A 22807-nucleotide genomic window follows, 5' to 3' on the forward strand; every position below is an offset into this window, starting at 1 on the left:
CTAGTGATTAGCAACTTCTAAAGCCGCAGGCGCTTTACAGCTCGCCCAATAAAAACAGCATGAGCGCTTTTTGGGCGTGCATGCGGTTTTCCGCTTGATCCCATACCTTGCTGATAGCGTCATCTTCCAGCAACTCGGTAGCAACCTCTTCTTCACGGTGTGCCGGCAGGCAGTGCAGGAATATGGCATCGGCTGCGGCCTTGGCCATGAGCGCGTGATCCACTTTGAAATCTTTGAAATCGCGCATGCGGGTTTGCTGTTCTTCTTCCTGGCCCATAGAGGCCCAGACATCGGTGGTTACCATGTGCGCACCCGCCACGGCGGCGGCCGGGTCGTGGAAGATTTTCACGCGCGCACCGCCTGCATTTACAAACTCCTCGCTGGGCTCGTAGCCGGGTGGGCAGGCAATGTGCAGGTTAAAGCCAAATTTGATGGCGGCATTGATGTAAGACTGGCACATGTTGTTGCCATCACCCACCCAGGCCACGGTCTTATCGGCAATGGGGCCGCGGTGTTCGGTGAAGGTTTGCACATCCGCCAGCAGTTGGCAGGGGTGCAGCTTATCGGTGAGTGCGTTGATCACCGGCACCGAGGAGTACTCGGCAAAGCGCTCAAGCCCTTCGTGGGCGAAGGTGCGGATCATTACGATGTCTACCATGCGCGAGAGCACCCGCGCGGTATCTTCCACGGGCTCGCCCCGGCCCAATTGGGTGTCTCTGGGGGAGAGAAAAATCGCGCTGCCGCCCAGTTGGCTCATGCCGGCCTCAAAGGAGACGCGCGTGCGGGTGGAGGATTTTTCGAAAATCATACCCAGCACTTTACCGGTGAGCGGGCGTGGGCCACGGCCTTCACGGTGCAGGGTGCGCAGCTCTGTGGCCTTGGCAATAACCTGGTTTAATTCCTCGGTGCTGAGGTCGTCTAGTGATAAAAAATGTCTGCAACTCATGGTCTTGGTTTCTATTTTTTAGTTTCTGTTTTTTGGTTTGTATTTTTAGTGCTTCATTAAAGGTGCTAGCGACAGCTGCTCGCGCGATCAGGCGGGGCGCAAATTACGCGGGGCCGGGCAGCAGTGGCCCGGTAGGTTGTTTACCGGGCGACCTTTAACGCGGCTTGCAAGCAGGCGCCTTGTATCAGGCCGGGCTGAATTCACGCACCAGTTGAATAACGCCATCGCACAATTCGGTAAAATCGTCGTCGTTGATATTGAGCGTGGGCAGCAGGCGCAATGTGTTGCCGGCGGTGACGTTAAGCAGCAGGCCCTGCGCGCGCGCCTTGCCCACAAGTTCCGCGCAGGGGCTGGTAAGTTCTACGCCCACCATCATGCCCAGCCCGCGAATATCGGCCACCTGGGGGAGTTCACCCAGTGCCGCTTTGAGCCTGTCTACCAGCTCTTTGCCGCGGTGAGCGGCCAGGGTAATACACCCCTCGCTTTCCAGCGTGTTAATCACCGCAAGCGCCACCGCCGAGGCCAGCGGGTTGCCGCCAAAGGTGGTGCCGTGGTTGCCCGGTTGCAGCACCTTGGCCGCCGCGCCGCGCGCCAGTGTGGCACCAATGGGAAAGCCATTGCCCAGGCCTTTGGCGGTGGTGAGTACGTCGGGCAGTATGCCGTTGTGCTGGTAGGCAAAAAATTTACCGGTGCGCCCGTTGCCCGTTTGAATTTCATCGAGCATCAGCAGCCAGCCGTTTTTGTCGCACAGGCTTCTCAGGTTGTTCAGGTAGTCGGGTGCCGGCACGTGCACACCGCCTTCGCCCTGCACGGGCTCTACCAATACCGCCACAATCTGGTTGTTGCCTGACAGCGCCTCGACAGCGGCCACATCGTCGTAGGGCACGCGAAGAAACCCTTCCACCAGCGGTGCAAATCCCGCTTGAACTTTGGCGTTGCCGGTGGCCGAGAGCGCGCCCATGGTGCGGCCGTGAAAGCTGTGCTCCATCACAACGATGGTGGGGCATTGAATGCCCTTTTCGTTACCCCATTTGCGCGCCAGTTTAATGGCCGCCTCGTTTGCCTCGGTACCGGAGTTGCAGAAAAACGCGTTATCCATGCCGGTAATCTGGATGAGTTTGTCTGCCAGCTGCTCTTGGGCAGGAATGTTGTATAAATTTGAGGTGTGCACCAGGGTGGCGGCCTGGCTGGCAATGGCCTCGGTGATGGCGGGGTGGCAATGGCCCAGGCCACACACGGCAATGCCTGAAATGCCGTCCAGGTAGCTGTTGCCGGCGTCGTCCCACAGGCGCGAGCCCTGGCCTTTTACCAGGGTCAGGGTTCTTTCGCCGTAATTGTTCATGAGTGCCGATGTGGTCATTGCCGCTAATCCTTTGATTTATAAGGGCTTGAAATAAAAAACCGCAGATTCTGCGGTTTGGTTGCTCTTAAAGTGCAGATTATTCTATTTCCGTGCGCAGGCCTTGGCAAGGGGGTGGCCCGTTATTTCGCCTGCCTGCAGCCTTCCTCACGATAACAGGGATGCGTAATCCGATTCCAGTTGCTGGAAATTCAAGCCCGCAATAAACCGGCTAAAGCTAAGCCAGGCCGCCAGGCCTTTTAAATCGGCAAAGTGCGGCGGTACAAACTTGGGCGGCACCACAATGCCTTCTTGCATGAGTTGCACGATGGTGGGCATGTCTTCAAGTTGAATTTTGCCCACAAACAATAGGGGCAGTTTATCCAGCTTGCCCTGGGCAACTGCAAGCCGCATGAAGTTAAAGGTTTGCACAAAGCCTTTCATGTAGGCGATGTCTTTGGTGAAGGGCTTGCCAGTGGGGGTGCTGCCGCGAAATACCCGGCTCGCAATCTGGTAGCTGTCGTCGGCGGAAAGCTCCTTCTCCCTTAAATAGTTAAACACCTGCAGAAAGTCGGCACCGTTTTCTGCCAAGGTGACCGCGCGCACGCGATTGATGAGCTTGTACAGGCGCGTTGGCGTAGAGCGCAGGGTGATGATTTCGGTCAGCACCGCCAAACCCTCCTGGGTAACGGTGGAGGAGGGTTGGCCCTTACCCAGAAACGTGCAGTAGGGCTGAGCCATGCCGTTCAGGGTGGTACCCAGGTGTACCCAGCCCTCGTGTGCTTCCAGTACGTCTATGTCGTTTTGGTTTAGCGCTGCACCCTTGCGGATTTTGATGTAGTCGGTGCCGGCGGCGGCATCGGCGGTAATGCCATCGCTGATCATCACCCGAATGCCGTCGCTCGGAAATACCTGCCCCATGCGCCGGTTTAGCTCGGCCACGGCGGCCTCGGCATCGATGGTTTTGGGTGCTTCTTGCATGGAGCTGTGCTTCAGCAGGCTGACCAGCGTGGTTTCCATGTTGGTGCCAAGCTCTGCAACCGTTGGATCGCCTGCGTGAAACACGTCTGAGGCAGAGCCGTACAGCTCTTGCGACAAATCGCCAAACTCATCGGTGCCACGGGCCTCCAGCATGCGCACCACCATCTGGTATTCGCGGCAGGCGCGCCGCATCATGCCTGTCACCGGGCTCAGCTGGCCCAGCAGCCGGTTGATGTCGCGCTCGATGTTGTGAAACTCCTTGCGCTTGGCGTGCGGGTCGAAGCCGAGCTTGGTGTTGTCGTAGTAATCGGGGGTTACGGCGGGCAGTGCCTTGCAGTTGGCTGCAAAAAACTGGCGCTTGATGTCTGAATCCCATTTCACGGCATCGAGAATGCGAATGGGCTTTTGCGCCTCAACAATACGGTCTGAAAGGGCTTTAACCGTAGCGAGGTACTCGGAAGTGGCGGCCATGTGGTGTCCTTGGCGAGCGCAATAAAAGGCAGGAGTGTGACTAATTTATAGCAGCTTGGGAACCGCTAAAGGCGGCCCGTAGCGAAAGCGGGTGCGCTTGGGGTAGAATGCGCGGCAATACCTGAGTGCGTCAGTAGGAATTGCGGCGTACTCTTCTGGCAACACAGGCTTTGAAGTGGGGGTTTACTGTGGAAACGATCGAAACTATTAAGCAACAAATCGGCGAGAACGCCATCATCCTTTATATGAAGGGTTCGCCCAATGCACCGCAGTGCGGTTTTTCCCAGCGTGCATCGCAGGCCATCATGGCCTGTGGCCAGCGCTTTGCCTATGTGGATATCCTGGCCAACCCTGAAATCCGCAGCGAGCTGCCCAAGTACGCCAACTGGCCCACCTTCCCGCAGCTGTGGGTAAAAGGCGAGCTGATTGGCGGCTGCGACATCATCACCGAAATGCACGAAAAAGGTGAGCTGAAGCCGCTGCTGGACGAAGCCGCCAGCTAATTCGCCTGTTGGCGTATACAGAAAGCCCCGCATGGGGCTTTTTTTTCGCCCGCCATTTGGCGGGGCAGGTTAAATTAGGTTTGGTTATATAAACAGCGTCAAATAATCTTAGACTTTATAACGGCCCTATTTTATGTTGCTGCCTTTCTGGCCACCCTGCGCATTATTGCCCCATGCTGAATTTGCTTGAGTACTCCGAGACGCTTTCGCTGCTGCTGGTAGCGGGGTTGTTGCTGTGGATGCTCTACGCCTTTGTGCGCGAGCAGTTCAGCCCCGACGTGGTGGTGGCCATTGCCGTGGCCATTTTGTTGGTGACGGGCCTGTTGGAAAGCCGCGAAGTACTTGGTGTGCTCAGCAACAATGCCCCGGCCACCATTGCCTGTATGTTTATATTATCGGCAGCGCTAGAGCGTACGGGCTGTGTGGATTGGCTGGCCAACCGCATTAAAGCTATGTCGGGCGCCAGCCCCCGGCAGGCCATGCTGGTGTTAATGCTCTCGGCCATGGCCATGTCTGCCTTTATTAACAACACCCCGGTAGTGGCGATATTTACGCCCGTGGCCATTGCCCTGGCCGCCAGCCGCAACATCAAGCCCTCCAAGCTTTTGATCCCGCTTTCTTACGCCACTATTTTAGGTGGCACCATGACCATGATTGGTACCTCTACCAATATTCTGGCCGACGGTGTGGCGCGTGATTTTGGCATGACGCCCTTTTCCATGTTTGAAATTACAGGCCTTGGCCTCGGCATGGCGCTGGTGGGGGTGACGTTTATTGTGCTGTTTTCCCAGCGCTTGCTGCCGGATCGTGAAACCCTGTCAAACCAGCTGCGCATGAGCGGTGATCGCACCTTCATGACCGACCTGATGGTGCCGCACAACTCGCCCATGATTGGTAAAACCATTGCCGAGGCCGATTTAAACGGCAATAGCGGCAATCAGGTGCTGCGTATTTTTCGCGGCGATGAAGAACTCACCGAGCCCGCGCACAGCACCATTCTGGCCTCGGGCGATCGCCTGATATTGCACACCAACATGCAAGATGTGGTGGAGTTGCGTGAAAACGGCTTGCTGGAATTTACCGTTAACGGTGACGATAAATTTGAAACCATCACCACCCGCGATGTGATTTTGGTTGAGGCCATTGTGGGCCGCAACTCGCGCTATTGCGATCGCCCCATGCGCGATTTGAACCTCACTGCCCGCTACGGCATCCACGTGCTGGCCGTGCACCGCCAGGATGAAAATATTCAAACCAACCTCGACGACCTGCAATTGCAATTTGGCGATGTGATGCTGGTAGAGGGCAGTGCCGGGCAGATTAAAAAGTTCTCCGATAACGGCGACATGATTTCCCTCAACGCCGTGCAAGAGCGCGCCTATCGCCGTGATAAAGCGCCGCTGGCGATTTTCTGTGTGCTGGCGGTGATGGCGCTGGCGGCCTTTAACGTGATGCCCATTGAAGGTCTGGCGCTGGTGGCGGCGGCGGCGGTAATTATGTCTGGCTGTCTGGATGTAGACGACGCCTACAAGGCGGTGGAGTGGCGCATTCTGATGATTATTCTCGGCATGCTGGCCTTTAGCCTGGCCATGTCGAAGGTGGGGCTGGTGCAGTTGATTGTGGATCAGTTTTTGATTTGGTCGCCCTACCTGGGCCCCTGGCTGATGCTGAGCCTGATTTATTTGCTGACCTCGGTGCTCACGGAAATTCTCTCCAACAATGCGGTGGCTGTACTGGTGGTGCCCGTGGCCATTGGCCTGGCCCAGCAAATGGGCGTAGACCCGCGCCCCTTCGTGGTGGCGGTGATGTTTGCGGCCAGCGCCAGCTTCGCAACACCCATTGGGTATCAAACCAACACCTTTGTGTACTCCGCCGGTGGCTACCGCTTTAGCGACTTCCTGCGCTTGGGGGTGCCGCTCAATCTGGCCATGTGGCTGGTTGGTTCTTCGGTGATTCCGCTGATCTGGCCTTTCTAGGTGCGTGTTTAAACGCCTAAGTGTTTGTTGATGGGCCTCTCATTACCAGAGCGTCAATTGCCTCTTGTTTCTCTCTTACACCTAGCTTGTGCCTTTCTTACCCTGGTTCCTCTCTTACCCGATAGCACCGAATTTAACTGTGCATTTTTTAAGCAGTTTTACCGTTTGGCTAAGCGAAATACGGCCAAGGGCAATTTAAACTCAATCTAGTTGCGAGTGTTGTTGATAATGTTTCTCAAAAGCATTAAGATCCGCGCCATCTTGATTCAGTAGCCGCTCAAGCGGGCCCATTTAAGGAAATTAAGGAAAGGCACCATGTTGAAACAATCTTTGTTGGCGTTGGCCGTAAGCAGCGTTGCCATGAGCGCAGCCGCCCAGGAACCCACCAGCGCCGAGCTGTATGAGCTGATCAAGCAGCAGCAAAAGCAAATTGAAGCGCTGCAGCAAAAGCTCGAAGAAACAGACAAAAAAGTGGTGATTACCGAGCAGGATCTGGGTGCCAAAATTGAAGCCACAGCAGATGCCGTAGAGCAATCTGTGGCCGCCGGTGGCGCCTCTAAAACCTCTATCGGTGGCTACGGTGAATTGCACCTGAACCGCTTGAACGGTGTAAACGGTAAAGCCGACAAAAACCAAATTGATTTCCACCGCTTTGTGTTGTTCTTCGGCCACCAGTTCAACAACAAAGTGCGCTTCTACTCAGAGTTCGAGCTGGAGCACGCGCTGGCAGGCGAGGGCAAGCCCGGTGAAGTGGAGCTGGAGCAGGCTTACATCGAGTGGGATTACGCGGCCAATCACAGCGCCCAGGCCGGTGTGTTTCTGGTGCCGGTGGGCATCCTGAATGAAACCCACGAGCCGGATACTTTCTATGGTGTTGAGCGCAACAGCGTAGAGAGCGCCATTGTGCCCTCTACCTGGTGGGAAGGCGGTTTGAATTTCAAAGGTGAGCTGGCCGAGGGTTTAAGCTACAACCTGGCCGCTCACTCGGGCTTGTATTTGGATGTTATTGGTGATCCCGGGAATGAAAAAAATCCAGAGTACAAAATACGTAGCGGCCGAGAAAAAGTGGCGAACGCCCCTGCAGATACCTTTGCCTACACGGGTCGTATCAAGTACACCCCAGCACCTGGCCTTGAGCTGGCGGCTACCTTGCAGTACCAGGATGACCTTTTGCAGGGCAGCGATGCTCTGGGCCAAGGCAAGCTGGATGCCACCTTGTTTGAAGCCCACGCGGTATACCAGGCCGGTGATTTTGGCCTGCGCGCACTTTACGCCCAGTGGGCTTTGAACGACATGATTGACGATGTTAAAGACGGCGCCAGCGAGCAGGCCGGTTGGTACCTTGAGCCGAGCTACCGCATCAATGAAAACTGGGGCGCGTTCATTCGCTACAGCACCTGGGATAACCAGGCCGGTGCCTCAAACGATACCGACACCGTTGAATGGAATGTGGGTGCCAACTACTGGGTTGCGCCAACGGCTGTGTTGAAGTTCGATGTGATGCAACAAGAAGTTGGCGGCAGCGAAACTTACGAAGGCTTTAACCTGGGCGTGGGTTACTCTTTCTAAGTGGCCCACCAAGGTTAAAAGCGTGCAGCTGCGGGGTGTGAAACGCCTCGCAGCTTTTGCCGTTGTGGAGGGCAGTTGCTTTATACGGCTTCAAAGGTTGCTGCCAGTCACTAATGCTCGATTAGCAGTTGCAATTAACAGTTACCTGTAAACAGCTTCGCACCGGAGGTTGATGTGCTGACAACGAAACGCCGTTTAGCCAGACGTTCTGTATTTTGGTGGCTGCTGTTGTGTAGCTGGGCACTGGCTGCACCTGCACAGGCGCAACGTGGCGTATTTTTAACGGTAGATGAATTTCTAAACCAGCATTTTGACGGCGCGCCGCAAAGTGAAAGCTTCTGGCTAACGCCAGAACAAAAAACCGTTGCCCAAGATATTCTTCAACGCAGGCCGGGTTTGCGGGCCCGTTACTTTCGCGAAGGTGCCCGCACCGCCTGGATTCTGGAAGAAATTGGCAAGGAGCTACCCATCACCGTGGGCGTAGTGGTAGAACAGGGTCAGGTGGTGAATTTGGCGGTGCTTGAATACCGCGAAGTGCGCGGGGGCGAAGTGCGCTACCAGAGTTTTACCTCGCAATTTGATGGCGTGCGGCTACGCAATGAAGAAAACCAGCTCGATCGCCACATCGATGGCATTTCCGGCGCCACATTATCCGTGCGCGCGCTGCAAAAGATCGCTAGACTTGCCCTCTATTTTCACCAACAAGTAGGGGCGGCTCACGCCGACGTCACACCATCAACATGCTCAGAAAAACATGGCGACCCATCCTGTGGCGCTGGCACAAGCGTATCGGCCTCGGGCTGATCCTGCTGCTGCTGTGGTTGTCTGTTACCGGAATTTTTCTCAACCATACCGATGATCTTGCGCTGGCCGAACAGCCGCTGCGCCACCGCTTGCTATTAAATCTCTATGGTATTAGCGAGCCTGAAGTAGCGAGCCTCGCCATTGGCGAGGGCCAATGGCTCTCGCGCGCCGGTGATTACCTCTATTGGAATAGCCGCAAGCTCGCGCGCTGCCCCGGCAGCCAGATCAGCGCCGTGCCCCTGGCGCAAGATTTGTTGCTGGCACGCTGTGATCAGGCGCTGCTCATTCTGGCCAATGGGGAAATTGCCGAGCGCATCGGCGCAAGCTACGGCACGCCCCAACCCATGGGGCCCCTTGGCCATTGTGGTGGCGCTGTGTGCATGCAATCTGGCCGGGCCAATTACCTGTTTGATGTTGATCAGCTGCGCTGGACGCGCACCGAACAGGCCTTCACTCACACCCTTGAGGAGCAGCAACCCCCGGCACCCTTGCAGGCGGAACTGGGCAAGCGCTGGCTTACTGCCGATGTTAACTGGCAGCGATTGATGCTCGATCTGCACGCCGGTCGCCCCTTTGGTTTGGGGCCCTGGTTAATGGATGCGGTGGCCTTGCTCATTATTGTTTTGGCCATGAGCGGCTTCGGTATTTGGCTGGCCGGCCGCAAGCGCCGCCGCTAGAGCGCCTTTATTGCGCACCCGTTTGCGTGATTGCGACCTCAAGATAAACCGCTAGGCAACAGCCATAAAAAAACCGGTGCAACAGCAATGTTGTACCGGTTTTTATTTTTGCCAGTGGGCGCAAGGGCTTATGCGCGCTTCATAAATTGCAGCATCACATCCAGGTTGGCGGCGCCCAGGTGTTTGCTGCGCGCGGGCGACCAGCCCGCCATAGGCTCGGGCGTTTCAACGGTGTCTTTAAAGGGCATTTCCAGCGTCATGGCCAGGCAATCGAAGGTGTGGGCAATGAAGTTGGTGCAAATGGTGAGGTTGGCGGTGCCGGGTTTGTCTACGGCGTAACCGTGGGCTACCTGGAAGTCCGGATTAACGGCCATCAGGGTGTGCTTGTAGAAATCGAGCTCCGCTTGCTTGGCGTCACTCCAGGCTTCTATGCCTTCGGCACCGGCAATAAAGTTGTAGGGCAGGGCTTCATCGCCGTGCACATCCAGGCAGAAATCCAGCCCCACGGCTTTCATTTTGTTGAGCACGTACAGCACTTCCGGGCTGGCCTCGGCTGTGGGGTTCAGCCATTCGCGATTGAGGTTGCTACCCACGGCGTTGGTGCGCAGGTGGCCACGGCGGCTGCCATCGGGGTTCATGTTGGGCACCACGTAGAAGGTGGCGCGCGCCAGCGCCTCACGGGCGATGGGGTCGTCGGCATCGAGCAATCGCTCCAGAAATCCTTCAATGCACCACTCGGCCATGGTTTCACCCGGGTGCTGGCGGCCAATAACCCAATACTTTTTCTTGCTGGCTGCTTGATCGCCAATAATTAGCAAGTCCATGTCTTGGCCATCGAGGGTGTGGCCCAGGTGCTCGTAGGTCACGCGGTTATCGGTGCTGGCCCAGCTGATCAAATCGGCGTGGCGCTCCATGGAGTAGGGCGCGAAATAGGCAAAATAGATGCTGTTGGTGGCGGGGGTGTGCGTGATGCAAAGCGTGCTGCCGTCGAAGCTTGTATCTACCCGGAACCAGTTTTCACGGTCGTATGAAGCCACGGCCTGATAGCCTTTAAAGCCATCAACATAGGCGGCTTGGCCTGCGTTGGTAATTTTCAGTGTGCAGTCTTGGCCTTCGGCGCCAGTCAGTCGGAAGTGGAACCACTGGTAGAAATCTGATTGATTGTCTTTGCGAATGCGCAGCTGAATGTCTGCCGCATGTTCACACTGTACGACGTCAATGTTGCCCGCGTCGAATTGGCTACTGATCTGCATGGCGAAATGGTTCCTTTCACTGAGTGGATGCGCCGGCGCCTCTTGGGCTGGCGCTAGTTTAATACGCGGTATCCGCGCCCGCGCAGGCAGTTTTTGACTACCCGCTGCTGTTCTTGTTTACCGCTAGCCGCACCGCGTGCAGCGCCCGATATGGCGCCCACACCGGCGCCTTTTTGCGCCCCTTGGCTGCCGTTCAAGACGGCACCTATGGCGCCGCCAACAATGGCCCCGCCGGCGGCTCCACCGGCAACTTTGCCGCCGGTGTCTACCTGGGTGCTAATGGCCTGGCATTGTGCCAAATCTTGCTGGTAGAGCGCCATATTTACCCCTTGGGTATCAATAATAGGCGCATTGCGGGCACATCCTACCAGCAAAGCGGTAAATACAACGATAACTGCATAGAATTTGGCGTGGTTCATGGTGGCGTCCTCGTGCATCGGGTTGAAAGCGTGCGGTGTATCTTTGATACAACGCAACGCGCCAGCATCCGTTGACAACCAAGGCTAGGCTTGGGTAGCCACGGCAGCGAGCCCGGCCACCAGACACTCCCAGAAGGCGGCAACCGAGGCTATGTGTACCCGCTCATCGGGCGAGTGGGCGCCGCGAATAGTGGGCCCGAAGGAAATCATGTCCCAATTGGGGTAAATGGCGCCCAGTAACCCGCACTCAAGGCCTGCGTGAATCACTTTCACCGCCGGCGGCTTGCCGTACTTTTGCGCGTAGACTGCGCGCATTTGCTCAAGCAGTGCCGATTGCATGTTCGGGGCCCAGCCGGGGTAGGCGCCGTCGAGCAAGGTGTCTGCATCAATTAGCTGGAAATGGCGAGCGATATTAGCTGCCAGGTCGTCACGGGCTTCGTCTATCAGGCTGCGCACCAGGCACTGTACCACCAGGGTGTCGCCCTCTATGCCCACTGTGGCTAGGTTGTTTGAGGTTTCCACCACGCCTGCCAGTTGCGGGCTCATGCGCTGCGCGCCGTGGGGGCAGGTGAGCAGGGCGCTCACCAGCGCCCGGGTTTGCAGGGCGCCAAGGGCGCTGGCCACGGGCTCGGCCGGGGCAAGCGTGAGCGACATGCCGGTTTCCAGCTGGCCGTAGCAGTGCTGTACATCGGCCAAATATTTATCGAAGGCGGCACCCACCGCCTCGGCCAGGGCGGCAGGCACGGTGAACACCGCCCGGCCATCGCGCGCGATGGCGTTGCGCAGTGTGCCGCCTTGAATGTGTGCAATGCGTACCGGCAGTGCGTCAGACAGGCGCGCAATAAACTGGGCAATGAGCAGGTTGGCGTTGGCCCGGCCCAGATTGATATCAAGCCCCGAGTGGCCACCTAGTAGGCCGCTCACACTCAGCTGAAAGCAGGCGCTCTGGGCATCGGGCTCGCCCCAGTGGCCTGCAATGCGGGCGTTGACATCAATGCCGCCGGCGCAGCCCACGTAGAGCTCGCCTTCGTCTTCGGTATCCAGATTAAACAGCAGCCGGCCTTGCAGTATGTCCGGGCTGAGGCCTTTGGCGCCGGTCATACCGGCTTCTTCGTCAATGGTAAACAGCGCTTCCAGCGGCCCGTGAGTGAGGTTGGTGCTTTCCAGTACTGCCAAAATGGCCGCCACGCCAATGCCGTTGTCGGCGCCGAGGGTGGTGCCTACTGCGTGCACCCAGTCGCCCTGGATCACGGTTTGAATAGGATCTTGGGTGAAATCATGCCGGGCGGTTTGGCTTTTTTGCGGCACCATATCCAGGTGGCTTTGTAAAATGACCCCCGGGCTGTGTTCATAGCCTTTGCTGGCGGGTTTTCTGATCACCACATTGCCAACGTCATCGCGCAACACCGTTAAGCCAAGCCCGGCTGCAAAGGCTTCTATTTTTTCTATGATGGCCGCCTCATGGCCCGAGGGCCTTGGGGTGTTGCACAGGGTTTCAAAATGGCGCCACAGGGCGCGGGGCTCTAATTGTTGCAAGTGGCTGTTGGTCATGGGGCTTCCAAATGGTTGGCGATATCGGGTTGCAGGCGAGCGGTTAGGCAATGGTAGCAAGGCCTAAGGCGATGTTGTCAAAACTTGCTGTTGGCAACGTAGGTGTAAACGCAGGTGCAGGTGTGCAGACGAACAAAACAGCCCAGGCCCCAACGCTGGCTAATCAATCCGCCTGCCTGTGCAATTTATAACCGGCTCTGGCTGCTATTTGTGCGGTTAAAGCCGCAGCTTGCAGTGGTATTTGACTAAACTGTTGCAACACGGCATAAAGACCGCTCAATTGCACGCACACAGTCGGGCCCCTCTTGCCAAGCCGACAGGCACAAGTAGAACTATAAGGCCTCATGGACATACCGGGTTACAAAATCATCGATCGGCTGGGCCAGGGCGGCATGGCGACCGTCTATCTGGCCATTCAGGAAAACTTTGAGCGCGAAGTGGCACTTAAGGTGCTGCTGCCCGAGTTATTGCGCGACCCGGCCTTCGGTGAGCGCTTTCTGCGCGAAGCCAAAATTGTATCGCGCCTGGTGCACCCGAACATCGTCACGGTTTACGACGTAGGCGTGCAGGGTGAGCACCACTACCTGGCCATGGAATATGTGCCGGGCAAAGACCTCAAACAATTACGGGTAAAGCTTTCGCGCGAACAAAGCCTGCAGGTGGTGAAAGACATCGCCCGGGCACTCGATTACGCCGCGCGCAAAGGCTATGTGCACCGGGATGTAAAACCCGAAAATATCATGATCCACGCCGAAGATGGCCGCGCCGTGCTGATGGATTTTGGCATAGCCCGGCCCGCCGACGTTGCCGGCGGTATGACCCAAACCGGAACAGCCATTGGCACGCCTCATTACATGAGCCCCGAGCAGGCCAAGGGCAAACCCGTTGACGCCCGCTCAGACATCTACAGCCTGGGCGTGGTGCTGTTTCAATTAATTACCGGCCGCGTGCCCTTTGATGCAGATTCCGCCGTGGCCGTTGGCATCAAGCACGTGGCCGAACCCATCCCGCGGCTGCAGGCGGCCTTTGGTATTTTTCAGCCCATTATCAATCGCGTATTGGCTAAAAACCCGGATGAGCGATACCAGTCTGGCGCGGAGCTTGTGGAAGACCTCAATCAAATTGATGCCGACGACTTGCGCCGCGTAGATGAACTGATAGACCTGGCTGCGCAGCAGTTGCCAGAAGCAGACCTGGATGCGCCCACGGTTATCAGTGAGGTGGGTTCCTCAAGCAATACCGCCGCCATCAATGCCGCCTCTGAAGCGGCCGAGCAGAATGGCGCCCACGCACAATATTGGCCGCAATCCGGCCAGGGTACGCCGGTGCAATCCATCGGCTCCCGGCAATCGCAAAACCCATTTGGCGCCAGCCACTGGCTTCGAAATCTCATCTTGCTGAGCCTGCTTGCGGTGCTGGGGGTGTTTTTCTTGCGCCAGCAACTACCCGCCCCCTGGCCTGAAAAAATCACCACATGGCACCATGGGGCGCTCGACTATTTACGCACGCAGCCACTGCCGCTTACTGAACAACAATGGCACGGGCTTTACAGCCTGGGTGGTGCCGAGGCTCCCGCGCCTGCGGTGCCTGCAAACCCGCCATTGCCCGAGCAAAAGGTGCCTCCAGAAACAGCCAGCCCGGCTGTTAAAAAAACGCCTGCCAATAACAATACGCCAAAGAGCCACCACGACAGCGTGCTGGCAGACACCCGCCCGGTGTTATCCGAGGAGGGCTTGCGCGCGCGCCCAACGCTAACGCCCCAAGCAGTAGCTACCCAGCCAGAGGTAAACGCCGAACAACTTGCCAGTAAGGCCGCAGAGCTGCAGGCAGATCTTGAACAAAATGCAGCGGGTGCGGCCGGCGCCTTGGCCGCGTTTTACGCAAGCGCAGCCACCAGGCCCGGCGCCGATGCGATGCTGGCCGAAGGTGAGGTGTGGGTTGAGGGGTTTTATCAGAAGGCCATAGAGCAAGCGGTAGCCGCAGAGGATTTTACACAGGCACAAGGCTTACTCGATGCCTGGCAGCGCCACTTCCCCCATTGGGCAAACACTGCATTTATAGAGCAACATCAAGATTTAATATCACAAGCCCGCGCGCGCGCTGAATTACTGGCTGACGCCCGCGAGTACCTGCGCGCCGATGCGCTGTTGTCGCCCAAAGGGGCAAACGCCGTGGAAAACTACCGGGCGGTGTTGGCGCGCTTCCCCGGTGATGCCGAGGCAGAGGCTGGCCTTATAGCCGTGGCTGATCGCTACGCTGAGCTTGCCAATGCCAAGCTTGAGGCGGGCGACTGGCAAAACGCGAAAGCCTTGGCCGGGCGTGGTTTAACCCTTGTGAGTGGCCATAAAACACTGCGCCGCCTGCAAGATGCCGCAAACAGCGGCCAAGCCGCGCAACAAGCCCGGGCCGAGCAGTTGGCAAGTTTGGTGAGTGGCGCGCAGGCAGCTGAGCAGGCGGGTAATATTTTTGGTGCAGAAGGTGCGGCCGCCAAGTACCAGGCGGTGCTTGCGCTGGATGCCAACCACGCGGGCGCGCGCGCGGCGATAGAACAATACGTGAGTGATACGAGCGTGCAGATTGATCAGCTGCTGGCAACCAAAAAGTATGATCAGGCCCGCCAACAGTTTGCCATTGCAAAAGCGCAACTTCCCGATCACACCCAGCTTGCCCGTATTGGTGCGCAACTGGATGCCGCAATAGCGGCGGCCATGCCGCGCATTGATAGGGTACGCGTGAGGGCACAAGCGCCTGTGGATATGAATGCTCAGCAAGGGGTGCTGCAACAGGTAGAGCGCACCTTGTACATTGGCCTTACGTTTAAGAACTTTGATGAAACGGCAGTGGTGCAAGCCATTTTGCTAGACGGTGCACGCGCTGTGCACATCGCCCAAGTGCCCGTGGTTATCAGCGGCAAGGCCGGTGAAAAAACCTTTCGCATTGATCGCCCGGTTGAGGGTTTTGCCGAGGGCGGCTATAACTTGGACCTCATGCTGAATGATCAGTTGCTACTGAGCCAGCACTTCCAGATAGACAACCCCTAGTTACACCCCACAGGAGATCCTTATGGGACACTTCGCTCGCATTGGTGTGATATTGGCTTTGACCGCTGCAGCCACCGGCTGCCAGGCACCCCAAAGCACCCAGCAGTTAACCCAGCAAAATGCCCAGCTACAAACCCAATTGCGCGAGGCGCAAGGCACCATCGCCCAGCTACAGGCCCGTGAATCTGCGCTGGAGGCCGATGTGGCCGAGCTTAACCGGGTAATGGGTGTACTGGGCAATGAAAAAACCTCACGGGTACAGGAGTCTTCCCAGCTGCGCGGCTTAATGCGCGTGTTTGTTCAAGATCAAATTGATTTACTGAAAGACTTTCTCGTAAAAGGCGATCTGCTGGACTATGTGGGCGGTGAGCTGGTGGCGCGCAATGGCCTGGGTGAAGCTGTTGAGCAGCAGCGGCTGTTGGTGGATTTAAAAAATGCACTGCCCAGCGAAGGCGTGTTAACCGGAGTAGGGGGTTATTTTACCCAGCCCGGCAGCTTTCGGGTAAAGGTGTTGCGCCAAATAGAAAACAATCTGGTGGTGGTGTGGGAAAGCAAGCTGTTGCCCGTGGCAAGTGCAGGCAAGCAACGGGTCAATTTCCCGGTGAGCGTAGGCGTTGATGCCGGTGATTTGGTGGCCTATTACTTCCCGGGCCAGGTGATGGTGGCGGTAGATGCCGGCACCGGTGATACGCGCACCTACGGTGAAGACCTGGCGCTGGGCAAAACCCTCAGCGTGCGTGCGCTTGATCATGCCAAACAAAAACGTGCCTATTCTCTGGGCGTGTATGGGCTTCTTAAAACCAGTGCGCCTTAGAATTGGCAAGGTGTTTACGGTTAAAGGCTGAGTAATTTCCGGGCGCTAATGATTTATATAAGCAAGGCCGCCGTGGGAAATTACGGCGGCCTTTTTTGTGTGCGCCTGATTATTCAAACCGAAAATCTGCACGCGCGGGGTTAACGCTAAAGCCAAACAGCGCCCCGTAAAAATTTAACTCAAGCTCCAGCTGATCAATGATCGATTGCGCTTCGCGAAAGCCATGGCCCTCGGATGCAAAGGTCACGTAGCTTGTGGGCACCTGCTTGGCTTTTAAGGCGTGCACCATAGCCTCGGCCTGGTTGGGTGGCACCACCTTGTCTTTTAAACCCTGAAAAAATGCCACGGGGCAGGTGAGCTGCTCGATATGAAACAGCGGCGAGCGCGCACGATACACAGGCTCGCCGTCAGGCCATGGGGCAACCAATGAGTCGAGATAGCGCGATTCAAATTTATGGGTGTCTTTTGCAAGTGCCGTTAAATCACCAATGCCGTAGAGGCTGGTGCCCGCGCAAAACACATCGCGGAAGGTGAGTGCCGCCAGCACAGTATAGCCACCGGCGCTGCTGCCTTTAATGATCAACCGCGCAGCATCTGCAAGGCCCTGTTGCACCAGATATTCGGCGCCGGCGCAAACATCGTCTACATCCTTTATGCCCCAGCTACCTTTGAGGCTATCGCGGTAGGCGCGCCCGTAACGGGTGCTGCCGCGATAATTGACATCCAGCACGGCAAAGCCGCGGCTGGTCCAGTATTGGATTTTAAAATTCAGGGCACTGCTGGTGGCAGCGGTGGGGCCGCCGTGGCTCAGCACAATCAAGGGCGGCTTTTCCCCGTCACGGCCCGTGTAATCCGGGTGGGTGGGCGCATAGTAAAAGCCGTGAGTTTGGGTGTTGCCCGTGGTGGGGAAGCTTACGGTTTGCGGTTGTGCGATAAACGCGGGCTCGATGGGGTTTTCCAACGAGACTTTTTCGCAATGCCATTGCGATTGATCAAATCGCCAGAGTGCGCTGGCGGTTTCGGGGTTGCTGCCCAGCATTAACGCCTGCCCATTGGCACAGGTGACATTGCCGATTTCGGTGAGCGGTGTGTCCACCGGCTGCCACTGGCCCGTATCTGTTGCCAATATGCCGCAATACCAAAGCCCGTTCTGGGCGTAGGCGGCAAACAGATGGGTGTCGTCCAGAAAACCGTAGCAAGACATGCCAAACACCCATTGGGGGGTGGCAAACTCGGCATCCATGGGCAGCAGGGGCGCCCATTGCCCGTTGCGCCAGGCATACAGATTCCACCAGCCGCTGGCATCGTGTGCGGCAATCAGTTCGCCCGCTGGCGACCAGCAGGGCTGGTAACCACTGCAACCTTGCGCCAACAGTGCGCGGGACCCGGCGAGCTCGCCGCCGTCGGTGATATCTGCAAGCCAGATCTGGTTTTCATCCCAGGGCATGTTCGGGTGTTGCCAACTGATCCAGGCAAGTTGTTGGCCGCAGGGGCTGAGGGCGGGGTAGCCGTAAAAATCTGCACCGCTGGCAAGCGCACTGAGGGTGCCTTGCTCAAGGTCTATGGCCACCAGCCGATGCTCGGGCTCACGGGCTTTGTGGTGGTGGATTTCTTCAACGGCAATGAGCCGGTTGCGGGCTGCGTCGTGGCGGATATCGGCAAACCGGCTGTTGGGCGCGCGGGTAATCTGGCGCGGTGGCAGCGGGTGCGATTGTGCGTAAACTTGCTGATCATCAGCATTTACAAAAAACACCCACTGGCCCGATACCGTAAAATCGCCGCCGCCGTACTCGTTCACTTTCGATCGAACATTAAAGCCTGCTGGCGTAATATCTGTGGGCTGGCCGCCGATGCCTTGGCGCACAATCACACCGCGGCCCTTTTCCTCTGGCCGCGACTCCAGCCAGTAAGCGGTATTACCAACAAGCATCGGCATGGCCAGCGACACAGCGCTTTGGGTAAGCAGGTTTGCGTGAATGGGCGAGGGCCAGCTGCCAAAGGGCAATGGTTGTTTGTTTGTCATAGGGTGGATCCTGCGTGTTGGTGTTGCCTGCGGCTTTTGTGCATGCCTGCCGGAAAGTCCGTGCGATACAGGCAATCCCAAAGGCGACTTACAGTGAGTTTGTTTGATTTGCACCTTTGTGACATGGGCATTGATTTCGCGCTTCAGCCAACGCACATAAGTTCAACGGTGTATTCAGTACAGTGGTTGCAAACTGTAATGGAATTTTTAGCCCCTGGCCATGTTGGGCAGAAGCTCGTGTCAAGCCAGTTGCAAGTGGGCGCAATTACTTTAAAAATATCCACACACTTTTCTCATACAAAGAGGCTAGAGGGTGCAGCACAACCATTGGGAAGGCTTTTATACACACTGGCTTGTAGTAATTACCCTGCTTGCAGCAGCGCTGCGCTTTTGGGGGCTGGGGGATGTGCCGGCCGCCTATTTCGATGAAATAAATATTCCGCACTTTGGCTACGCGTTACTTAACGATCTACAGCAAACTCCCTTTGTTACCGCGCACCCGCCGCTGCCTCATTACCTGTTTGCAGCGGCTATTGAAATTTATTACTGGCTGCCCTGGGTTGATGGTGCGGTGACAGACCCGTGGGGTGTCATTGATCCTTTGAGCTACCGCTGGCTTAGTGCCCTTACCGGTACGCTGTGTTGTGTATTGTTGGCCGCAATAGTGAAAAGCCTGGGCGGGGGTGCTGGCTGGGCCCTGTTGGCGGCACTGTTTGTGGCAATCGATGGCGCCTTGATTGTGGATTCGCGCGCGGCACTGAACAATATACTTATGCTTTTTTTCGGCCTGGCGGCGGTGTGGGCATTTTCGTGTGCGCTTGCGCGCGGCTATGCCTGGCGGCCGCTGGTTTTATGTGGCCTGTTGATGGGCGCCACTGTTTCAGTGAAGTGGAATGGTTTGGGCTTTTGGTTGGTAGCCTTGGCAGTGCTTTTGGGGGTGGCCGTTTTTCAAGCCCGCGGCGCCCTACAGATGGCAACTGGTCTGGCGCCGATCAACGGCGCGCGCGCGTGGCGATTGGTGCTGTGTTTGTTGGTGTTGCCGGCGGCCACCTACTGGCTGCTATGGCAGCCTTATCTGGCACACGAGCAACACTGGGGTTTTATTGAAATGCATCAACGCATTAGCCGTTTTCACACAGAGGAGGTGGGGGCGGCGAGCCATCCCTATTGTTCAGCCTGGTACCAGTGGCCCTATCAGGGGCGGCCTATGAGTTATTTGTTCGAGCGGGTGCCCTTGGGTGGCGGCGAAGGGTTTCGGGCTATTCATTTGTTGGGCAACCCCTTGCTCTACCTTTTAAGTGCATTGGCAGCCCTGTGGCTAGTGATGGTGTGTGGCCGTGACTTCCTTGTGGCGTGTTTTTCCAAAGCCTCGGCCCTCGCTACGCGCCCCTTGTTGTGGGTAATAGTGGCAGGTTTTTTAGGTAACTGGTTGCCTTGGTTACTGGTCAGCCGGTGCCTGTTCAGTTACCACTATGAACCGGCCAGCGTATTTGCCTTTGCTGCACTTGCCGGGCTTTTGGCGCAGGCTGGCCGGGCCAGAGGCCGAGCGCCCCGTGCTGTATGGGGGCAGGCATCCGCCGTGGCTGCCGTTTTAACCGTGCTGGCTATTGTGGCTGTGGCGGTTTACTTCATGCCATTGGCGCTGGGGCTTCCCGTAAGCCGCGAGGGCTTTTACAGCCGCATGTGGTTTTCATTCTGGATTTAACTTACCGCCTATTTTAACTTACCGCTTATTTTAACTTGGCCGTCTATTGACCTGCGTGTCGGGTGGCGTTTCCTTATGATTCGAAACGAATGTAATGGTCATAAAAGTGTCATATTACCTTCCGTTTCAGCTTAAAAATAATATTTTATATTTCAAAATGCTTTGGCATGAGGATTATATTTATTAAAAGGGTCTGCTCGGTTGTTCGAAAGTAGTAGATGGGCTAAACATTAATCTCCTACCTACGTTTTGGAGATTCATCAATGTTACTTTCCCGCTGCCTCCTCTTTCCTCTGATGATGCTGTTCAGCGCTGCGGTATTCGCCGGTACTTGCGAAATTCAATATGAGCGCACGGCTTGCCCGGGCAAAGAAAAAATCAGTTACAAAAAGTGTGACGGCGAAAAAGCCTGTTCGAAATTTATGGAATCCGCAAGTGCAGCCGAATGCCGGGTTGCTGCAACCAAATCCTGCGCCAATAGCCGTTTCACTGTCACCAAGTCCAAAGTGATCAACGCGGTGTTTGATGGTTCGGCCATTACGACCGATAGCGGCAAAGCGGATTTTTGTGAAGAGTACGCAAACCGGGCCACCGAATTTAATCAATGTTAGGGCGGTAACACCTGATGCGATTTACGGTAACTGCACGCATCGCCGGTGGTTTTGCGCTGATGCTCACGCTTTTGGCGGGCCTATTATGGACTGGTATCAGCGCCATCAGCCGTATTAACGATGGGCTGATCGAATTAAACAGCAAGACCAAGCCACTGGTGGTCGCCAGTGGCCAGGCGCAAGAGTCGTTACTGCAAGCACGCCTTGCGGTGAACCGGTTTTATCTCAGTAAGAAACTCACGGCGCTAGACGCCATTGAAGCCCAGTTCAATCAGCAGCAGGCCCGCAATGAAGCTGCAATGCAAAAAGCGCTTGGGGTGAGCCAGGTCTTTACGACACTGAGCGACCAGTTAAAGCAAGTGCAGCAATCTACTGCCTCGGTGTTTCAGGTAGCCCCCGACATCCTCGCAGCGCACCGTGAAGATCTTCAACTGGCGGCGGCAGTGGCGCAAAAGCGTAGCTTATTTACCGATATGTCTGATGAGATTGAAAGCAATATTATCGACTTGCAGGCCAGAGCCGGTAGCCGGTATGCAGCTGATTTGGATGAGCTCTACGATGCGGTTATGGGCGCTTCGGATCTGTCTGTGCGCGTGCTGGATCGCCCGCAGCGTATGGCGGTGCTCTCTGCGCGCAGCACAGTGCAAAAGCGGCTGCAACGCATTGAGGGCCTGTTGTCTGATTTGTCTGTAAGCTTCTCTGGCAGTAGTGAAATGCAGGCTGTTGCCGGTGCGTTCCAGCGATTCAAAACTCAGGTATCAGGTGATGACGGCTTCCTTGCGCTATACGTAAAGCAGCTCTTGGCCCGCGATCGCGCGGATGACTTGCTGGCCCAGCTCGATGGCCATATGGATAAAGCGGTGTTGGAGCTCGACGAGGTGGTATCGGGTGCCCAGGCCATTGCGCAATCGCGCGCCAATAAAGCACAGGAGACTGTTAGCAGCAGTCGCTTTACCCTGCTGGCGTTTTTTGGCCTGGCTCTGGTTGTTGCAGTACTTGCCTCGCTCTACATCATCCGCTCCATACGGGAGCCGCTGCAAAAAGTGGTGCATTTTTTAACAGATATGGCGCAAGGCGATGTGCGTTATGACTTGTCTGTTCAGCGCGACGATGAACTGGGCGAGCTCGCCAAAAATACCAATATTCTGGCAAGCCGGCTGCGTGAAGCGTTACTGGAAATTCACCAAAATGCGGAATCTCTGGCGGGGTCATCAGGCAAGAGTACAGGCCTTGCCGAGGCCGGCGATCAAACCGCCAAGCAGCAGATGGAGCACACGCGGCAATTTGCGATATCCATGACGGAAATGGTGAACACAGTACGGGAAGTGGCCAGCAGTGCCAGCCAAACCCTGGAGCAGGTGCGCACGGCAACAGAGCAAGCAGACTCGGGCCAGCAGGTAGTGAACGACAATATCCAGTCGATCAATTCGCTGGAGGCTGAAATCGCCCGCGCCGCGGATGTCATTGCAAAGCTGAATGAAAGAAGCAACAGCATCAGCGAGGTGCTGGAGGTGATTCGCAACATTGCCAACCAAACCAATTTGCTGGCCCTGAACGCGGCCATTGAAGCGGCTCGCGCCGGTGAGCAGGGGCGAGGCTTTGCCGTAGTGGCCGATGAAGTTCGCACACTGGCCAGCCGCACCCAGGACAGCACCACTGAAATCCAGGATATGATCGAGCGCTTGCAGCAGGAGGCCCGCGAGGCAGTAAACGTGATGGATCACAGCCAGCAGGAGGCCGCTGTCAGTGTGGAAAAAGCGCGGGATGCCGGCGTAGTGCTCGAAAAGATCAACGACACCATGCAAGGCATCAGTATGATGAACGCGCAGATTGCCAGCGCCGCAGAAGAGCAAAGTATGGTGAGCCGGGAAATGGAAAAAAATATTGAGGAAATTTCCGCAATGGCAGAAAACACCGCGCTGGCCTCGAAGCAAGGGCTTGAGGCAAGCGCCGATGTAGCCCGCCTGGCGGCTGGCCTCAAGCAGATGGTGGGGCAGTTCAAATTGCAGAGCTAGATTGGCAGCCGGGGATGGGTGTTACGTAAAACTGATGTGAATGGGGTAGTATGCGTGCTTGTTTCGGCGCGCCTTTGCATCAGTAAAATGTTGACCCGGTAAGATGACA

Annotated in this window: 17 protein-coding genes; 9 read left to right on the plus strand and 8 right to left on the minus strand. The window is 56.5% G+C overall.

The window, feature by feature from the left end; genetic code table 11:
* Nucleotides 1-34: 34 nt before the first annotated feature.
* The 3 genes from argF to L1F30_RS06160 all read right to left on the minus strand — a co-directional run bounded on the left by argF (nucleotide 35) and on the right by L1F30_RS06160 (nucleotide 3737).
* Nucleotides 35-946 (minus strand): ornithine carbamoyltransferase, encoded by a 912-nt coding sequence (gene argF, locus L1F30_RS06150; RefSeq protein WP_253360714.1) that lies wholly within the window; start codon nucleotides 944-946, stop codon nucleotides 35-37.
* Between the two features lie 184 nt (nucleotides 947-1130).
* A complete protein-coding gene (locus L1F30_RS06155; protein ID WP_253360716.1) occupies nucleotides 1131-2306 on the minus strand; it encodes an aspartate aminotransferase family protein in 1176 nt (391 codons plus the stop codon).
* A gap of 147 nt (nucleotides 2307-2453) precedes the next feature.
* On the minus strand, nucleotides 2454-3737 hold the full coding sequence (locus L1F30_RS06160) for a flavohemoglobin expression-modulating QEGLA motif protein (RefSeq protein ID WP_253360718.1): 1284 nt from the start codon (nucleotides 3735-3737) through the stop codon (nucleotides 2454-2456).
* A 188-nt stretch (nucleotides 3738-3925) separates the two neighbouring features.
* On the opposite strand from L1F30_RS06160, the gene grxD reads away from it, so the two are divergent.
* The 5 genes from grxD (at nucleotide 3926) to L1F30_RS06185 (ending at nucleotide 9266) form a co-directional block, all read left to right on the plus strand.
* Nucleotides 3926-4240, plus strand: a complete 315-nt coding sequence (gene grxD / locus L1F30_RS06165) for a Grx4 family monothiol glutaredoxin (RefSeq protein WP_305879923.1) — start codon at nucleotides 3926-3928, stop codon at nucleotides 4238-4240.
* 173 nt (nucleotides 4241-4413) lie between these two features.
* Nucleotides 4414-6216, plus strand: a complete 1803-nt coding sequence (locus L1F30_RS06170) for an SLC13 family permease (protein WP_253360720.1) — start codon at nucleotides 4414-4416, stop codon at nucleotides 6214-6216.
* Nucleotides 6217-6531: 315 nt separating this feature from the next.
* On the plus strand, nucleotides 6532-7785 hold the full coding sequence (locus L1F30_RS06175; RefSeq protein ID WP_253360722.1) for a porin: 1254 nt from the start codon (nucleotides 6532-6534) through the stop codon (nucleotides 7783-7785).
* A gap of 174 nt (nucleotides 7786-7959) precedes the next feature.
* A complete protein-coding gene (locus L1F30_RS06180) occupies nucleotides 7960-8589 on the plus strand; it encodes an FMN-binding protein (RefSeq protein ID WP_253360724.1) in 630 nt (209 codons plus the stop codon).
* Nucleotides 8526-9266: a PepSY domain-containing protein gene (locus L1F30_RS06185; protein WP_253360726.1), complete on the plus strand. Its 741-nt coding sequence runs from the start codon at nucleotides 8526-8528 to the stop codon at nucleotides 9264-9266. The genes L1F30_RS06180 and L1F30_RS06185 overlap by 64 nt, the downstream gene beginning before the upstream one ends.
* A gap of 128 nt (nucleotides 9267-9394) precedes the next feature.
* Here the strand turns inward: L1F30_RS06185 and L1F30_RS06190 are convergent, their stop codons facing one another.
* The 3 genes from L1F30_RS06190 to L1F30_RS06200 form a co-directional block, all read right to left on the minus strand.
* Complete coding sequence (locus L1F30_RS06190) at nucleotides 9395-10519, minus strand: M14-type cytosolic carboxypeptidase (protein WP_253360728.1); 1125 nt, start codon at nucleotides 10517-10519, stop codon at nucleotides 9395-9397.
* Between the two features lie 53 nt (nucleotides 10520-10572).
* Nucleotides 10573-10938, minus strand: coding sequence for a glycine zipper family protein (locus L1F30_RS06195; protein WP_253360730.1), 366 nt, complete (start codon nucleotides 10936-10938; stop codon nucleotides 10573-10575).
* 84 nt (nucleotides 10939-11022) lie between these two features.
* Nucleotides 11023-12489, minus strand: coding sequence for an aminoacyl-histidine dipeptidase (locus tag L1F30_RS06200; RefSeq protein ID WP_253360731.1), 1467 nt, complete (start codon nucleotides 12487-12489; stop codon nucleotides 11023-11025).
* A 344-nt stretch (nucleotides 12490-12833) separates the two neighbouring features.
* Here L1F30_RS06200 and L1F30_RS06205 point away from each other — a divergent pair, with 344 nt between their 5' ends.
* Together L1F30_RS06205 and L1F30_RS06210 are read left to right on the plus strand one after the other, a co-directional pair.
* Complete coding sequence (locus L1F30_RS06205; protein ID WP_253360732.1) at nucleotides 12834-15530, plus strand: protein kinase; 2697 nt, start codon at nucleotides 12834-12836, stop codon at nucleotides 15528-15530.
* Between the two features lie 22 nt (nucleotides 15531-15552).
* Nucleotides 15553-16344 (plus strand): hypothetical protein, encoded by a 792-nt coding sequence (locus L1F30_RS06210; RefSeq protein WP_253360733.1) that lies wholly within the window; start codon nucleotides 15553-15555, stop codon nucleotides 16342-16344.
* A 109-nt stretch (nucleotides 16345-16453) separates the two neighbouring features.
* On the opposite strand, the gene L1F30_RS06215 is transcribed toward L1F30_RS06210, so the two are convergent.
* Entirely contained in the window at nucleotides 16454-18367 is a 1914-nt protein-coding gene (locus L1F30_RS06215; protein WP_253360734.1) for a prolyl oligopeptidase family serine peptidase, read from the minus strand.
* Between the two features lie 313 nt (nucleotides 18368-18680).
* Here L1F30_RS06215 and L1F30_RS06220 point away from each other — a divergent pair, with 313 nt between their 5' ends.
* Nucleotides 18681-20072, plus strand: a complete 1392-nt coding sequence (locus L1F30_RS06220; RefSeq protein WP_253360735.1) for a phospholipid carrier-dependent glycosyltransferase — start codon at nucleotides 18681-18683, stop codon at nucleotides 20070-20072.
* A 266-nt stretch (nucleotides 20073-20338) separates the two neighbouring features.
* Here the strand turns inward: L1F30_RS06220 and L1F30_RS06225 are convergent, their stop codons facing one another.
* Nucleotides 20339-20677 carry a hypothetical protein gene (locus L1F30_RS06225; protein ID WP_253360736.1) on the minus strand — a complete coding sequence of 113 codons (339 nt, stop codon included), beginning with the start codon at nucleotides 20675-20677 and terminating at the stop codon, nucleotides 20339-20341.
* 20 nt (nucleotides 20678-20697) lie between these two features.
* On the opposite strand from L1F30_RS06225, the gene L1F30_RS06230 reads away from it, so the two are divergent.
* Nucleotides 20698-22698, plus strand: coding sequence for a methyl-accepting chemotaxis protein (locus L1F30_RS06230; protein WP_253360737.1), 2001 nt, complete (start codon nucleotides 20698-20700; stop codon nucleotides 22696-22698).
* The last annotated feature ends 109 nt before the right edge of the window (nucleotides 22699-22807 follow it).

Source organism: Simiduia sp. 21SJ11W-1 (genome assembly GCF_024138675.1).
In the GTDB taxonomy this organism is placed as follows: domain Bacteria; phylum Pseudomonadota; class Gammaproteobacteria; order Pseudomonadales; family Cellvibrionaceae; genus Simiduia.